The following is a 16,722-nucleotide window of genomic DNA, read 5'->3' on the forward strand; positions in this document are numbered from 1 at the left end:
AATATGTTAAGCCAAATTTTAAAAACAAGTGTAGTTTTATTACTGATGAGTATTGCTTGCAATCAAGACAAAACCATTAGTAAAAGTGTTTCTCATAATAAAGAAAAAGTACAGAAGTCAAAAGATAAAATTACAAGCAGTTTGAGCAATAAAGATTTTTCTTTAAATGTTGAAACACAATTTTCTAAAGATACTTTAAATGTTGTAGACTATAAAGAAGATAGATATAGTAGTCCAATAATAATATTTCAGAAATTATCCTTTTACAAGAAAAATAAATTAGTTAAGAACCATCAATTACCTCTTAAAAACGTTAATAAGAAGACGATTACGGGTAAGGTTATAAGTGCTACGGAAACGCCCATTTATAAAGTATGCCTTTCCAAAAAATCAAATCAAGATTTTTATATAGTTCATGGTTCTGATTATTGTAATGGTTCCGATTGCCCTGAATTCATTGGTATATATTCAATGAATGGAGATGTTATTTATGAAGGTTTCTCTAATGAGAAAAAAAAGGTTCTATTAAAAGATGTTGTTTTTAAAAACAATATAGACTTGAATAAATTAAGTGATTGTGTTAATATTGACATTTTCAAATAATTTGATATGTAAACAAAAAGTAGCTTAAAGATTTTTTAAACCGTTCCGACATCTAAACGAATTAATACTACAACAGTAAAACTAAAACAACCCCTGTTGTAACTACAGATTATCTGGGAGGATATCAATATGAAAATGCAGTTTTAAAATTTTTCCCGACAACAGAAGGTTATGTTGAACCTTCTTCAGGTTCTTACAAATATGTTTACAATACAAAGACCACTTAGGTAACGTTCGCTTGAGTTATGATAATGCACTTACTATTAAAGAAGAGAATAATTATTACCCTTTTGGTTTAAAACAAGACGGATATAATAACATTAAAAATGGTGTTGAAAATAAGTATAAGTACAACAATAAAGAGCTCCAAGATGAGCTTGGACTGAACATGTATGATTATGGTTGGAGGAATTACATGCCAGATATTGGACGTTGGTCACAATCTGACCCCTGTTCTACGAAGAGTTCCTTATGAAATGCTGTGCGAACGTCTCCTGACTTCGCACCCGCAGAGAATAATCCACAGAGAATAAAATTAAGCCTCGCCCAGAAATGGCGAGGTTTTTTTGTGCTCAGAGCTTGGTAATATTAATTATGGTTTTAAAGATGATGTAACAGGAGCAGATGTTGTTGATACTAGTACTTATTATACCTATGATGTTAACGGAAATATGCTTACTGATGTCAATAAAGGGATTACGAATATCACTTACAATCAATTAAATCTGCCAGCAAAAATTGTTTTGTTTACAGGAAATATTGTATATATTTACAATACAGCTGGACAAAAAGTACAGAAAATAGTAACCACAAACTCACCAGTAAATATTACTACAACTGATTATTTGGGAGGTTATCAATATAACAATATTATATTAAAGTTTTTCCCAACAGCAGAAGGTTATGTTGAACCTTCTGGAAGTTCTTATAAATATGTATATCAATATAAAGATCATTTAGGGAATGTTCGCTTGAGTTATGACAAAACACTTGTTATACAAGAGGAGAATAATTATTATCCTTTTGGATTAAAACATATTGGCTATAATGGAGCTACTCCTTCTACTAATGATGCATTAAAGTTCAAGTATAACGGAAAAGAATTGCAAGACGAGTTACAGCTTAATGTTTACGACTATGGGGCTAGAAATTATGACCCTGCGTTAGGTCGTTGGATGAACATTGACCCGTTGGCTGAAAAAGGACGTAGATGGTCTCCCTATAATTATGCTATGGATAATCCTGTATATTTTATTGATCCAGACGGAATGTGGCCTTGGCCATCAGGGCCAATTTTTATACCTATAGTTAATGCGGTAAGTAACTTTTTTAAGGGAGCGGATAGCGGTACTAAACAAAGATACCAAACTGAACCTGTTAGGGGTGATACCAAAGCAGGTATAAGAGATACCAAAGCAGGAAGAACTAGTGCAACTACTGGGAAGCCAGTAGGAGATTGGGTCATTAGAGCAGACCAACCTCACAAAAATGCTCCTGAGCCTCATTTTAATATTAATCCAAAAGCAACTGGATTACCTGACCCGCATACAACTATTCCGGGTGGGGCTAAAACATTAGAAGCTCTAGAAAAAACAGGAAAAACACTTGACGCTATAGGTAAAGTAGCAAAACCACTTGCAATAGCGACTGACGTTGTCAGAATTGGTAATGCAATAAATGAAGATGGTGGAACTATAGGGAAAAATACTGTTGTTACTGGTGCTAGTGTTGCAGGTGGTTGGGCTGGTGCATCTATTGGTGCGTCAATCGGAACAGAAGGTGGTGCAGTTATCGGTGGTGGAATTGGTGTATGGGCTGGAGGTGTTGGAGCAGTCCCTGGTGCGGCAGTGGGAGGTTTTATAGGTGGTCTTGGAGGCGGTATAGCTGGTGCTTTCGGAGGTTCTTGGTTAGCTGAAGAAGGAGCGAAAAAAGCAGTTCAAACAGTAGAAAATAAATAGAAAAACTTATGGAATTTAATAAATATAGTGTTTTAAACACTGACTTTTCAGATAAATATAATTTTGAATATGAAAACCTGAAATATAGTTTCATTACTAATTTTATTTATACTCATGTCCAAAATGAAAAATGTTTTTTATTTGAAATGATGCCAGAAAAAAATTCAATTCTGTATGACATAACTTCATCAAATAAAGAGATTAAAATAAATGGAAAAAAATGTTTACATACTTTAAATATAAATTTAAGGAAGGAAGATATATACAAAATCGTCAAAGAAGAGGAATTTTATTTAGGACATCTATTAATTGTAATTAGTGAAATAACTGAAAATAATTTATTCAACATTGCAAATTTATGGAGTAATGAAATTTTTAAAACAGGGTTAGAGTTTTTTAAAATGGATAGTGACGGTTTATCTTTCTATTGGTATAATCCAAAAGATAATTTTGCAGAAATTGATTTTCAAACTTTTGTAAATGATTTTAAAATTAGTAGTAATAATTTAAATAAAATAATTTAATGCAATCCTTCCAGTGGACATAAGCATTTTGCTCGTGAACGCAATCAAAAAACAGAAGCCATTCCATAATGAACATGCCCCAAAAAGTTAGACACTATTTGGGGCATTTTTTATGGAAAGAAAAGCAAAGTATGACTACACATTTAAGTTAGAATGTGTAGAATTGGTTTTAAAGAAGCATTATTCAGATGGATATGTTTCAAAATTAAAACAGACTGCAAGATGGAATATTCGTAAGTGGGTCAGTTTTTATAAGGCATATGGCAAAATTGGTTTATTGCCACGGATGAATGAAAGCTATTCAGTCGAATTTAAGCTAAAAGTGCTCAATTCATAGAAAAGGAATCCCTTAGCTTGATGCAGGCTGGTATAAGATTTAATATTCCCGCTCTCCGAAGAGTTCCTTATGAAAAGCTGCGCAAATGTCTCTGACTTTGCGCATTTTTTTTTGTTTCTTAGAAATTGTTGACCTGATAAAAGTCTCCCGACTTTTCACGATTATTTCTTAATAATGAATTAAGTAAGAAAAATTATTAATTTTGAAAGAAATTATTTTAAAAATGAAAGAAGGATATATATTCGGGATCAAAAGCTGCCACATTTTATAACACCAACAGTTGTAGATTGGATTATGTTTTTGCACGCCAATCTTATAGAAGATATTGTTATTGAATGTTTAGATTATTGTATCAAAAACAAGGGAATGATTTTGTATGGTTATGTTATTATGAGCAATCATATTTATTTAATAATACAATTTGAAAACGGGAAATTATCTGATTTAATAAGAGATTTTAAAAAGTTTACAGCAAAGAATATTTTAGATAAAATTCAAAATGATCCTGAGAGCAGGAAGAGATGGATGGTAGAACGTTTTAAATTAGCAGCTGAAAAAAAAACAGCTGACGCGAGCGTCTCGCTCGTGAACACAACATCAAAATAAAAAAGCCGCTTCACAATATGCGAAACGGCTATCTTTTTATTAACTGAAATATTCTAATTCTTTTTTGTTTCAAGAACTTCTAAACGCTTATTTTGCTCGTTTATAATTTTAGTTAACTTCTCTGTATTTTTCTGTTGCTCAATTGCATACAAAGTCAATTCTTCTACTTTTTTCAGCAGCGCCATATTCATTTCTGCTAATTGAATTCCATTTTTTTCGAATTCTTTTGCTGAAGGAATTTCTGGTAAGTGACTGTTTTGGTTTACGAAGCTTTCTACTTCTTGTAATGTTCTTAACTTATAATCATTTGCAAAAACATAATCCGGTGCAGGAAAATTCAAATCAACTTTTACTTCTTTGGAATGGATGGTTCCGTTTACTGCTAATTTTGAATCTGGTGTTGCTGTACCTATACCAATATTACCGTTTATATCAATACGCATGCGTTCAGCTCCAGAAGTTCCCAATATAATATTTCGATCCATATCTGGAATTGTGGAATAACCTGACAAGTCAATATATGATTTAACGCCTACGGTTGTCCCTCCTCCGGCAGTCAATCTTAAAAATCCATCATCACCACTATTTGCAGTATTACTATAACCTCTAATTTCTCCATTTAGCAAAGTTCCTGGTGAAACGGCTGGTCTTGAAAAAGTATTAGTTAAGCCTCCATTTACAGTCAAAGAACCTGCAACAGATAATTTACTAAAAGGAGCAGTTGTTCCTATACCAACATTTCCAACGTCGCTAATACGTATTCTTTCTATTCCATTTGTTGAAAAACCAAGAAATCCGCCAAATGTATTAGCTCCTCTGTAAAATGAGATAAAACCATTGTTTTCATCATTTACATTTTTTAATCCTAATCTAAATGATTCCGTATTAATTGGAAGAGTAGTTAATGTTTTTGTATATAACGTAAAGCTATATTCAGTACCTGTTGCAAGAATAGCTCCGTAGGAGTTATTTCCATTGTTTATATGTAATTTTGTCTCTGGAGAAGTAGTTCCTATACCAACATTGCCAGTAGTTGGGAATGTATTTTGTCCAAAATTTATCTGACTAGTTAATACTATTATCACTAAAAATTTTATTTTCATCTTATTTCTTTTTTATTAAACCTATTTGATTTTTCAATTCGTTATTCTCTGCTTTTAAAATGGTAATATCTTTTTTCATCTCAATCATATAAAGCGTCATCTCTTCGATTTTCTGCAACAATTTAGCGTTCATCTCTCCTAAATTCACTCCATTTTTCAAAACTTCTTCTTCGCTTGGAATATTTTCTAAATGTCCTTTTTCAGTAATATGTTTTTCCACTTCTTCAAGAGTTGGCAAACTATATTCCTTTTTAAATACATAATCTGGCCAGCCTAACATATCTACTTTTACTTCTTTGGAATGGATGGTTCCGTTTACAGCTAGTTTAGCATCTGGATTTGTCGTACCAATACCAACATTCCCATTTCCCTGAATTCTTACTTTTTCTGTTTGATTTGTTTGATAAGATTCTTGTGTAAAAAATTGCATTCCGTAAGTATTGTTTCCTGCGCTTTGAGTAATTGTTCTTATTGATGTTCCAAAAGTATCAAGACTACCTGCATTAATAGAGTGCGCAATCATAATTGAAGATTCGTTATCTATGTTTACAGAATTACGAACTAGAATGTTACCACTATTCACTTCTAGTTTAGCAAGTGGTGTTATAGTACCTATACCTACCTTTCCTTTATTAATAGTTAAATAAGTTTGAGCAGCATTTCCCCATGATTGAATATCATCGCTCGGATCTCTTTCCCACCAAGTTCTAGTATCAAGTTGCGGAGTATTATGAGACACATCTATAGAAATTCCATCATGCAATCGAGCTGAAAACCAATTATTAATTGTAGCATCCCTATATACCCATAATCTATTAAACAAACTATTTTCTCCAACATTTCCTCCTACTTCATTTATCAATTGTGATGAATTTACACTAACGTTTAATGGAGTTGTTTCATAACTTTTAATTGTTCCTTTAACATACAATTTCGAAGAAGGAGATAATGTTCCTATCCCCACATTACTGCCATCAGTTGGAAAAATACTTTGAGCAAAATTAATTTGTGTACTTAATACCACAAATAATAAAATACATCTTTTCATAATGTTAGTTATTTTCAATTTTTAAAATTCTTTTTTCTAGTTCTATTTGATTCTTTTTCATCAGAGCATTTTCTTTCTTTACTACTTCATTCTCTTTTTTCATCTCAATCATATAAAGAGTCATTTCCTCAATTTTCTGTAACAACTTAGCGTTCATTTCTCCTAAATTAATTCCATTTTTCAAAACTTCTTCTTCACTTGGAATATTTTCTAAATGTCCTTTCTCAATAATATGTTTTTCCACTTCTTCAAGAGTAGGCAGATCATATTCTTTTTTAAACACATAATCTGGCCAGCCTAACATATCAACTTTTACTTCTTTAGAATGGATAGTTCCGTTTACATCTAATTTATTTGTTGGATTTGTCGTTCCTATACCTACATTTCCATTTCCTGTTATCTCCATGGAAAGTAATCCTGAATAAAGCTGATCTTGTATAACTGAGCTGGGATTAGTGGTGAAAAATTGAATTTTCCCTTGATTTGGTTGAGAATTTCCAGGAAACAATATTGCACCTCCAGACATAGTACCATGGGAATTAGCAATTTTTAAAATATCATTATTCGAAATAAATATATAGATTTGAGGAAATCAGTACGCTCCCGTGATTATTTGCGCTGAAATTCGCAAAATTTTTAGTACTTGTCAACTGATCTGTTTGACCAAAACCTGCATTGTAACTTTTTATTTGGCCTAAAATATCTAATTTTTGAGTTGGTGAAGTTGTTCCTATACCAACATTACTACCATCCGTTGGAAAAACACTTTGAGCAAAATTCATTTGTGCAGCAAATGCCACAAATAATAAAATAATCTTTTTCATAATGAATTATATAATTTAGTTTCGTAGTAAGCTTTGGAATTAAACTCCTTTATTTTTTTGCATAATAACTTCTACAAATAGCTGATCTGTATTCGTTTTATAATTTTTCTTTTTTACAAAGTTTAAATGTTTGATAGTTCCCAAAGCAGGATTGTTTTCGACTTTATTAAGCACTGCCAAACAACCGTTAAATGAGCCTTCTAAGGAAAAAATATAACTTGTTGTGGTAAATCCTTTTTGGGATATAGAATGCGGCTCCTGAAAATCTACAATTTTCAATTTATAACTATCACTATATGAAGTCAGTTGTTTTAATAAATCATTTTGAAATGATTCTGAAATTCTTATGTCATTTTGCACTAAAACCTGATCCAACTGCTTTTCTTTCTGAATCAATTGCCCTACCAATTTAGGCATGTTACTATCAGCAGCTATCTCTTCTTGTTTAGTCTTATATTCTTTATAATAATTTATAGTATTTGAAATCGCAAATGAATAACATATATATAAAATAACTATAAAACCAAGCAAAAGCAGTTTGTTTTTTTTGTCCAGTCTCATGTTATTTCAAAGTTAGTTTAATTGAAAATGCGGTTTCATTAGCGTCATCTTTTCCAAAATGAGTTATTAAAACTTTATCTATCCAATTTAATTTTTCCATTTCTTCAACCCAATGTGTAAACGCTTCATTTGCAATTGTTGTTCCTGAAATGGTAATAGTTTTTTCTTGTGTTAGTATCGGCTCATCGGCTTTTATTTTTTTCTCCAATGGATTAAAAGCTAATTCGGTCAATAAAATGGAGGATGGAACTTTATTTGCAATTTCATTAATAATTAATGAGCTCTGAGAAGTTGTTTTTCCAACAATATTTTTAACTTTTTCTTCTTTTAAAATAATTCTTTGCTTTATTTTATTGACATCTTCAATGGATGATTTATTAACCAATAACGTTTCTGATGTTTCTTGTGCAAGTTTATAATAATGAGTAAAAAAAATAAAATTAAGAAGTAAAATTCCTAATAGTATACCTACCATAATTTTCAAACCTTTGCTAAAAAAAACTTTTTGGTTGTAAGTATCATACAATTCATCACTGAAAGAAATGATTGAACCAGTGTTTACAGTGGTATTCATGATCAACCTCAGAATTCCTGAAAAAGTCAACAATTGTCTATTTTCTATCTGAAGATCATTAATGGTATAGATTATCGCAGTATCCTCAACATTAGCCGAAATTGTTTGCTGTTGTTCCTGTTTCGATATTAATTGATTATTGGTCTGTAATTCAGTTTCGTCAGTATATTCAATAATATCAGCTATAGCACATGTACCAAGACTAATTCCTGCAATTGCTATTTGCTGATTTTGATAGTTTGATAAAATAGTATCGAGATAGGACTTTCTTGTAATTGCAATTATAGATTTTGTTTTTAGCCGCCAGATTTCAAAATAAAATTCGTCCCAATTAGTATTTGGAAATGCTTTATGTAACAATTTTTCATCTGAAGGATCTATACCGGTAACTTCTTTCTGAATAACCTGATTGGTATTGACTATTAAAAAGAAAGGTAATTTAGAATCCCATTTCTCAGCAATTTTTCCATTATAAGTAACTCTGTCTTTTTTGGCAATTACCAATCCTTCTTTTTTCTTTTCGACTACTAATAATGCAACTTTTTCTTCATTATTTAAAGTGAAGTGCTCAACACCAATATAGTGATTGCCAAGCAAAAAAGCAGTTATTGATGGTAAAGACATTAGTAAATAACAGTAGGTTTAATTAATACACTTAATTTTTTCTTAGAATCTTCGCGTTTTCTGGAACTAAATAACCATTTGATTACCGGAATTCTGGACAATAATGGCACTCCTGTTCCGGAATCATTTTTTACAGATTCTTCAAGTCCGCCCAATACAATTAAATCCTGATCTTTTACCCTGATTATCGATGTAAATTCTCTTGAATTAATTCCCGGAGGTGCATCCTTATCCACTTTTTGTCCATTAAAACTAGATTGAATTACTTTAATATCCATTGTAATTTGTCCATTACCGGAAACCAAAGGCATAATAGTTACTGACAATTCAGCGTCAATAGGCTGGTAATTTTTAACCTCTGATGCTTGCGGAATCTGAGATCCGTAATAATTTTGATTCGTAACCACATAATACGTAGTTTCTCCTATAGAAAGATAGGCTTTATGACCGTTTAATGTTGATAATCTAGGGGAAGAACGAACTTTTAAATTTCCATTAGTTTCCATAGCTTTCAGGCTTAAGTAAAAATTAGGAACCACTTTCCCAATATTCAAAGAGCCAAATCCGCTAAAACCGTCAATGATATTATTAATTGTTTGTGCTCCCAAATTAATATCGGCAGTTGGAAATACAGTACCTGTTGTCGTAACTGGTTTATCACCAATACCTGCTTTAATTCCTGTTTCAACCGTAGCGCTTCTATTCACTTCCAGAAGCATAACTTCTATCAAAATAACCGGAACTGCCTTGTCTATATACTTTATAAAAGACTCAAATCGTTCGATATTTGCAGCTGGTCCATTTACCAGGAAACTATTCAGTTCTTTATCAATTTTGATATCTAAATCTCTCTTTATTTCATCCGGAACGATAGTCAAAATAGACTCTGAAGGATTACTACCCGAAGATGAAGAACTGCTTGCACTATTATAATTACTGTTTTGATTTTGATAATTAGAATTTGTTCTATTATCAGAAGAAGTTGAGTTTGTATTATAATTTGAAAAACTATTTGTATTATTATTTAATCGTCCGGCACTTCTACCCTCTTTTGAAGGATCACTCAAAATTTCAATTGAGCGGTGCATTAAGGTAATCGACTTAATATTTCTAACAACCAGCTGATCTTTGGTTCCAAAATAATAGATAGAACCGCTTTTCATGAAAGTAAAAGAACCGCCTGATGATTGTGCACTGGCGCCTGAATTACTACTGAATTGTTGAGAAGGATTATTTTGAGAAGGTCCATTTTCTGTTTTGGTTGAAAATAATTTAGCCAAAAGATCATCAAAAGTGATATTTTTAGCTTTAACGGTTCCGTTACCGGCATTCTCTAACGGACTTGAAATAAACATATCGATATCAAGTTCATGACCTATATCATAAACGATACTTGCAATTGGGGTATTTTCAAAATCTACATCTAATAACTTTTTATCAGCATCAACAACAGTAAAGAAAAAGTTTGATTTTCTAGGGCGTTGTGGTTTATTTTGTCTTATAGCTCCATTAGGGTCTGCCGCACCTTCAGCAACAAAACTTCCTTCTAATTTATCAAATACATAAAAATTATCTCTTGTTTTAGTCACAGTTAAATTATTGGCAAATGCCAATTTGTTTAAGGCTGCATCAAAAGGCATATTTTTAATATATACTGTCAAAAGCTGATTTTCCAAACCTGGTGCAAAAACTAAATTTTTAGCACTTTCGTCCATAATTTTTCTAAAAACGTCATATAATTTGTCGTCTTTCAAATTTAGGGAAAGTAAATTATTTGCTAAATCATAAGTAACATCTATATTTTTTAGCGCTTGAATTTCAACAGGTTTTTCATATGATTTTATGGAAAGAATATTACCCGTAAAATCAATTGTAAGGCTATATTCTTTACATAGAAAAATTAGCAAATCTCCTACTGTTACATCAGAAAAATTATTTACAATATTAATCTGAGTCAGGTTTGGAGCTACACTTATGTTTAATTTATGTACTTGAGAAACTGCTAGCAAAAAACTCGACAATGAGGCTTCCTTAATGTTTACATTAATTTTTTCATTTAATCCAGGGGCATCTGCAGTAATTGATTCAATCTGATTTTTAAGCTGCAATATTCTATTATCTTGCGAATATGAAGTTTGGAAAATTAGTATTAAAAATAGGGCAATTATTTTTTTCATGAATTTATTTCAATTGTATTTTTTATGCGCATTGTATTACAAGAGTAATGAAAAAACTTCATCAACAGAAGTTATTCCTTCTTTTATTAATAACAATGCATTACGTTTTAGTGTGAAAATATTATTTTCGTCAAGATACTCGTTAATATCCAGTTGATTGTTTTTTATTAAATTAGACAGCTCACTGCCAATTGGCAAAATTTCGTAAATAGCTTTTCTTCCTGAGTAACCTGTATGATAACAATGCTCACATCCTACTGCCAGATGATGGGAACTTAAATGATCCGGAATTGTAAACCCGGTTGGAAAATTGGCAGAAGAAATAGTTTCTTCTTTTTTACAAGAATTACATAGTTTACGGACCAAACGCTGTGCAACGCTAATATTAAGTGTACTTGCAATTAAAAAAGCAGGGATCCCCATATCAATTAACCTTGAAACTGTTGCCCAAGCCGAATTGGTATGGATAGTTGAAAGAACCAAATGGCCTGTTAAAGCGGCACGAATTGCCATATTTGCGGTATTGACATCACGAATTTCCCCAACCATAATAATATCAGGATCTTGTCGCAAAAATGTCCTTAACGTAGTAGCAAAATCAAGTCCGATATTTTCTTTTAACTGTACCTGATTAATTCCTTCAAGCGTATATTCTATCGGATCTTCAACCGTTAGAATATTAGTATTAGGTACATTTAATTTTTTTAATGTGGCGTATAAAGTGGTTGTTTTTCCAGATCCGGTTGGACCTGAAATAAGTACAATTCCGTTAGGACGTTTTATGTTTTCAAGATAAGCGGTCAATTCCTTTTCGGTAAAACCGAGCGAGTTAATATCAATATGACTGGTATCTTTACTTAAGATACGCAATACCACTTTTTCGCCATGTAAAGTTGGCAAAACAGACACACGAACATCAAAATCCTGATAATCGGTTACCATTGTAATACGTCCGTCTTGTGGCAAACGTTTTTCAGAAATATCAAGTTGTGCCCTGATTTTTATTTTATTTACGATAATAGGATATTCTTCAACCGAAATATGAAATTGCTCTTTAAGTTTTCCGTCTAAACGAAAACGAACCCTTGCATTTTTTTCATAAGGCTCAAAATGAATATCACTGCTTCCTATTTCTTTGGCATTTAATACAATTTTCTCTAAGAAATCAGATGTATAATGAATTTCAGAAACACTATCGTTATTTGTTTTCCTGTAATTTGTACTTAAATATCTATTTATATTTTCAGTGGAATCATTTTCTAATTCTACCTGAAAACTAAGCAAGATTCCTAATTCGTTTTGTAAACTTACAATGTCAGAAGCATCTGTTTTTAACAAAACAGTTTGTTGATTTTTTCCTACCGGAATAATTCGATAATAATAAGCCTGTTCTGATTTTACAAGCTGCTGAAATTCTATTGGAATATCAAAATTTTCCATTTAGTAAGCGTATAAAAAAGAACTATTATAAAAATAAGTAATGGCGTATATCACTCCAAAAAAAAGAGACATATAACCTGCCAAAGGTACTGTTTGCTGCTCTTTTTTATTATTTAAAACAAAGTGCAAAATCAACGAAAATAGTAACGCAAAGACAAATAAGATCAAAAATGATACAATGGAAAAAGTAAAGGATATGAATGCAAAAAATAAAACATCGCCAATTCCTATAGCATTCAGAAAATCTAACTTTCTAAGTCGGATATATATAAAACTTACACCTAATATTATGGCAACAAATACTAAATTAAAACCTGAATTATAAAATGCGATTGGCATAGGTACATTGTATAACTGAACTGCAAAAGCTAAAATTCCGATAATTGGATATAAAAACCAGTAAACCAAACGATTTTTAAAATCCTGAAATAATACAATTGCAAATACAATGATCAATATCAATTTTAAATACCACATTTAGTCGTTGATGATTTGCTTAGGGACTCCATTTTGATCAATTTCCCAAACGTTAAAAACACCATTCCCATTAAAGTCTGTAATTGCTGTTGCCTTTACCTTAAATTCATTATTTGTTGATTGAATAATTTCATACGTATAATTGGCACTCCCATTATCTTTTGTAGTCTTTGGGGCTTCAAAATCAATTTCGGTAAAATTTGGACTGTATTTAGAGTACATAAAATAATACTGTTTTTCAGCATTATAAATAGCTTTCAGCTGTACTTGTGCCTCTACGCTTTTGGCTTTAGTAATTAGCGGCATTAAGTTAGGCAGCGCAATTAGTAACAATATACCAATGATTGCCAATACAATTAACATCTCCTGAAGATTGAATGAAGGTACTTTTTTTAGCAGATTTTTTTTCAAAGCAAAGTGTAATTAATTTTTACAAATATATCTTTTTTATTGTGATAAAAGTTAAAATATTAAGTAAGAAATATTTCGTTAATTTTTATATAAAATATAAGAATTATTTTACTATTATTGCATTTGCTCAGATTGAAAATTAAAATCATTTAATAAACTATAATCAAATAATTATTATTTTTTTTAAAATTAAATCAAATAGCCTTTTAATAAATAAACGCCAATTAACATGAAAATTAAATTTGTAATCTTATTTATATTCTATTCTTTGCTAGGATTATGTCAAACTAATACAAATCCATCACTACCAACAATTATTTCAGCATCTCCAGAAGCGGCCAGTCTGGGGCAATATGGAGAAGTACCTATTAATTTATCTACAGGACAGATTAATTATACAATTCCAATTTACACCATAAAATCAGGAGATTTTGAATATCCCTTAACGATTTCATATAATTATAATGGTTTTAAACCTGAAACAGACCCTACAATGGTAGGAATGGGATGGACAGCAAATTTTGGTGGCGTAGTAGCTAGACAACTTAATGGAGCTCCTGATGAAGAACCTTATATTGGATATTTTATCAGAGGGAGTAAATATGAAAATTTAAGCAATTTTTCTCTAGCAGAAAAAATGGAAGCTTTGAAAAATGCTGCGGATCATGGCTACGATACTCGTCCTGACAAATTTATAATGAATACATCAACCATTAATGGAAGTTTTAGATTTAAATATGATAAGACCTCCGTATTTTCAGAGCAAAGAAACTACAAGGCAACATTTAACGGTTTTATTAATGTTAGAGATGATAATGGGATATTATATCAATTTAATGATATTGAACACTCTATTACAAGAGATTTGACATGGGCAAGTAATGAAACTGATTATATGAGCGCTTTTATGCTTAGTAAAATAACATTACCAAACTCAAATAAAGAACTTGTTTTTCAGTATGATAATTATAATTCTATTCACCGATATACAACTAACTTAAAAATAGTACAAACACAAACTGCTAATGGTGCAGAAGCTAATGGTGGAGGATATTCTTCTAATTACACTTTTGAGACAACAGAATCAAAGATTATAAAACGAATTGACTTCCCAAACGGATATATTCTTTTTGACCAAAATATTTTTTACAGACCAGGATATTCCATATTTCCTGATCCTGCAAGTACAGAAGGCACTTATCAAGTTAAACTAAGATCAGTTCGTATTTACAATTTAAACAATCAATTGATTAACAAATTAAATTTTGATTATTATGACTGTGGCTATTATTATTACTTAAAGTCTATAAAAAAAGAAGATAACAAAGGTATCTTAATAGACTACTATAATTTTGAGTATGAAAATTTAACTAATGTAGCAACTCATAAAATTGCCAACAATATGATTGATTTATGGGGATTTTACAACGGAATACCTTTTACCGAATTTGACACAAAAAACTCTTTAAATCCTTCATTTAATAATGGGATTTTAGGGGCATTGACCAAAATAACCTATCCAACCAAAGGAACTACTGAAATTAAATATGAGCCTAATCAAATTAGAAGATATGAAGGTGACTACGAATCGTCAAATCCAGTATTTAATGCATATGATTTTGTAGCTATATCTTCTGAGAACAATAGTTTTGACTGTGATGAAAAAGATAAAATTGTTACCATACCATTTAATCAAACTGTTAAAATTAAGCTTGAAGTTGATGTCACTGCAGGTAAGAGTTCCGCTACTAGTTCATTTCTTAATAATTCTCAGGAGTTTTTTAGATTATACAAAAATAATGAAGTTAATACAGGACCAAAATATTTCAGCGAAGAACATCTGCAATTTTTAGAAGCAGGCACTTACAAATTAAGGGTACACTTATGTGAAATAGGAGTAGAAAAAGGAAATCATAATGCAAAAACTTCTATAGAATATAGAACGACTCCGTATGTAGAAGACCTTACTTATTCAAATATTGAGGTTGGAGGTATTAGAATTGCTGAAACAAAAGATTGTTCCAATAGTAGTGGAGCAAACAATTGTGTAATTAAAAAATACAAATATACTGATGATACCTATTCTTTTAATCCTTTTTTATCAAGTGGTTTTCTGGTAGAACCAAGCCCCAGATTTAAAAGCTCTACTATACGTAAAGATATATATAATGCCCCAACTATTTTAGAACTCCCGGACGGAAATATAATATTTTCTACAGGAGGAGGACAATTTTCTACTCAAACATACTTTGAAACTAATTTTAGCTTAAGACCTCTCACTCCATTAACTGTTTTGGGTAGTCACATTTTTTATTCTAAGGTAAGTATCATTACCAATGATGAGAGTAGTGGCAAAACAGAAAATTATTATACCAGTTATATTAAACAATCTTTTTTACCCTTTGAAAATCTTTACCCTGATATTGAATTTAAATTAGGTAAAATGATTCAACAAAATTTATTAGAAAATAAATCCGGAAATCTTACAAATAAACAAACTAAAACAAATGTATACAACGAAACAGAAATCAATCCATCAAATTATGCTTTTGATTGCCAGGTTTTAAGACCCATGGAATCAATTGCAATTGATAAAAATGGAAATAGTTTAAAATTTAGTAGACTTAGTGATTTTGCTATGCAATCTATAAAACATATATCAAAAGATTTTCAGTTAAGTTCAAGTCATACAAGTGTTATAGAACCAACAGGAACTATAAATAATCAATCTTCTTATACCTATGATTTGTATACAGGTTATCCAACGGAGATTAATACTATAAACAGTCAGGGTCAGCAAGTAATTAAAAAAACATATTATGCAAATAATAAAGAAGCTATAATTGGTTTAGGGACTTTACAAAATCAGGCGATTGACGGCTTAATTAACAAAAACATTTTTTCTATTCCAATTCAAACAGAAACTTTAGTAAAAAACCTAAATGGGTCTATCATATTAAAAGATATGCAAAGGACTAATTTTAAGATTTGGCCTAATAATAATTTAGTTCTTCCTGAATTTGTTCAAACTGCAAAGGGAACAAACGTATTAGAAGACCGAATACAATATGACAGTTATTATTCAGATGGTAATGTAAAAGAAGTATCTAATACAAATGGTATTCATATAGTTTACCTCTGGGGTTACAATAAAGCATTGCCTATAGCTAAAATTGAAAATGCTACTAACGTCCAAGTTGCAACAGCTTTGGGCCTCACAGATTTAAATAGTATTGATGAAAATAGTTTGAACTCCGTGAATAATTTACGCAATTCTTTACCGAATGCTATGATTACAACCTACACTTATATTCCGTTAGTTGGGGTAAGTACTATAACAGATCCTAGAGGAGATAAGATAACTTATACCTATGATTCTTTTGGAAGACTACAATTTGTAAAAGACAAAGATGGCAACCTTATTTCTGAAAACCAGTACTATTATAAAAACTAAG

At 30.9% G+C, this 16,722-nt stretch carries 15 protein-coding genes and 1 pseudogene; 6 read left to right on the plus strand and 10 right to left on the minus strand.

What is annotated here, in order from left to right; translation table 11 throughout:
* Positions 1-3 precede the first annotated feature (3 nt).
* The 5 genes and pseudogenes from ACZ0AH_RS17965 (at position 4) to ACZ0AH_RS17985 (ending at position 4,028) form a co-directional block, all read left to right on the plus strand.
* A complete protein-coding gene (locus tag ACZ0AH_RS17965) occupies positions 4-603 on the plus strand; it encodes a hypothetical protein (protein ID WP_463477159.1) in 600 nt (199 codons plus the stop codon).
* 101 nt (positions 604-704) lie between these two features.
* Positions 705-1,066, plus strand: a pseudogene (locus ACZ0AH_RS17970) (RHS repeat-associated core domain-containing protein); the annotation flags it as partial.
* A gap of 103 nt (positions 1,067-1,169) precedes the next feature.
* The gene (locus tag ACZ0AH_RS17975; protein ID WP_463477160.1) at positions 1,170-2,561 is read left to right on the plus strand and encodes an RHS repeat domain-containing protein; all 1,392 of its coding nucleotides are present in this window, start codon (positions 1,170-1,172) and stop codon (positions 2,559-2,561) included.
* An 8-nt stretch (positions 2,562-2,569) separates the two neighbouring features.
* Positions 2,570-3,085 (plus strand): hypothetical protein, encoded by a 516-nt coding sequence (locus ACZ0AH_RS17980; RefSeq protein ID WP_463477161.1) that lies wholly within the window; start codon positions 2,570-2,572, stop codon positions 3,083-3,085.
* 703 nt (positions 3,086-3,788) lie between these two features.
* Positions 3,789-4,028, plus strand: coding sequence for a hypothetical protein (locus ACZ0AH_RS17985; RefSeq protein WP_463477162.1), 240 nt, complete (start codon positions 3,789-3,791; stop codon positions 4,026-4,028).
* A 53-nt stretch (positions 4,029-4,081) separates the two neighbouring features.
* Here ACZ0AH_RS17985 and ACZ0AH_RS17990 read toward each other — a convergent pair whose 3' ends face one another.
* From ACZ0AH_RS17990 to ACZ0AH_RS18035, 10 genes are read right to left on the minus strand one after another with little or no spacing between them, the layout of a single operon-like run.
* Positions 4,082-5,131 carry a hypothetical protein gene (locus ACZ0AH_RS17990; protein ID WP_463477163.1) on the minus strand — a complete coding sequence of 350 codons (1,050 nt, stop codon included), beginning with the start codon at positions 5,129-5,131 and terminating at the stop codon, positions 4,082-4,084.
* A gap of 1 nt (position 5,132) precedes the next feature.
* The gene (locus ACZ0AH_RS17995) at positions 5,133-6,179 is read right to left on the minus strand and encodes a hypothetical protein (RefSeq protein ID WP_463477164.1); all 1,047 of its coding nucleotides are present in this window, start codon (positions 6,177-6,179) and stop codon (positions 5,133-5,135) included.
* Positions 6,180-6,183: 4 nt separating this feature from the next.
* The gene (locus ACZ0AH_RS18000; protein WP_463477165.1) at positions 6,184-6,705 is read right to left on the minus strand and encodes a hypothetical protein; all 522 of its coding nucleotides are present in this window, start codon (positions 6,703-6,705) and stop codon (positions 6,184-6,186) included.
* Positions 6,706-6,739: 34 nt separating this feature from the next.
* Entirely contained in the window at positions 6,740-7,003 is a 264-nt protein-coding gene (locus tag ACZ0AH_RS18005; RefSeq protein WP_463477166.1) for a hypothetical protein, read from the minus strand.
* A gap of 39 nt (positions 7,004-7,042) precedes the next feature.
* Positions 7,043-7,564: a hypothetical protein gene (locus ACZ0AH_RS18010; protein WP_463477167.1), complete on the minus strand. Its 522-nt coding sequence runs from the start codon at positions 7,562-7,564 to the stop codon at positions 7,043-7,045.
* A 1-nt stretch (position 7,565) separates the two neighbouring features.
* Positions 7,566-8,762, minus strand: coding sequence for a hypothetical protein (locus ACZ0AH_RS18015; protein WP_463477168.1), 1,197 nt, complete (start codon positions 8,760-8,762; stop codon positions 7,566-7,568).
* Positions 8,762-10,939 carry a type II secretion system protein GspD gene (locus ACZ0AH_RS18020; protein ID WP_463477169.1) on the minus strand — a complete coding sequence of 726 codons (2,178 nt, stop codon included), beginning with the start codon at positions 10,937-10,939 and terminating at the stop codon, positions 8,762-8,764. The genes ACZ0AH_RS18015 and ACZ0AH_RS18020 overlap by 1 nt, the downstream gene beginning before the upstream one ends.
* A 36-nt stretch (positions 10,940-10,975) precedes the next feature.
* Positions 10,976-12,379 (minus strand): GspE/PulE family protein, encoded by a 1,404-nt coding sequence (locus tag ACZ0AH_RS18025; protein WP_463477170.1) that lies wholly within the window; start codon positions 12,377-12,379, stop codon positions 10,976-10,978.
* A complete protein-coding gene (locus ACZ0AH_RS18030; RefSeq protein WP_463477171.1) occupies positions 12,380-12,835 on the minus strand; it encodes a hypothetical protein in 456 nt (151 codons plus the stop codon).
* 21 nt (positions 12,836-12,856) lie between these two features.
* Entirely contained in the window at positions 12,857-13,267 is a 411-nt protein-coding gene (locus ACZ0AH_RS18035; protein WP_463477172.1) for a type IV pilin protein, read from the minus strand.
* A 229-nt stretch (positions 13,268-13,496) separates the two neighbouring features.
* On the opposite strand from ACZ0AH_RS18035, the gene ACZ0AH_RS18040 reads away from it, so the two are divergent.
* Complete coding sequence (locus ACZ0AH_RS18040) at positions 13,497-16,721, plus strand: RHS repeat domain-containing protein (protein ID WP_463477173.1); 3,225 nt, start codon at positions 13,497-13,499, stop codon at positions 16,719-16,721.
* The last annotated feature ends 1 nt before the right edge of the window (position 16,722 follow it).

This window comes from Flavobacterium sp. AC105, from assembly GCF_979258495.1.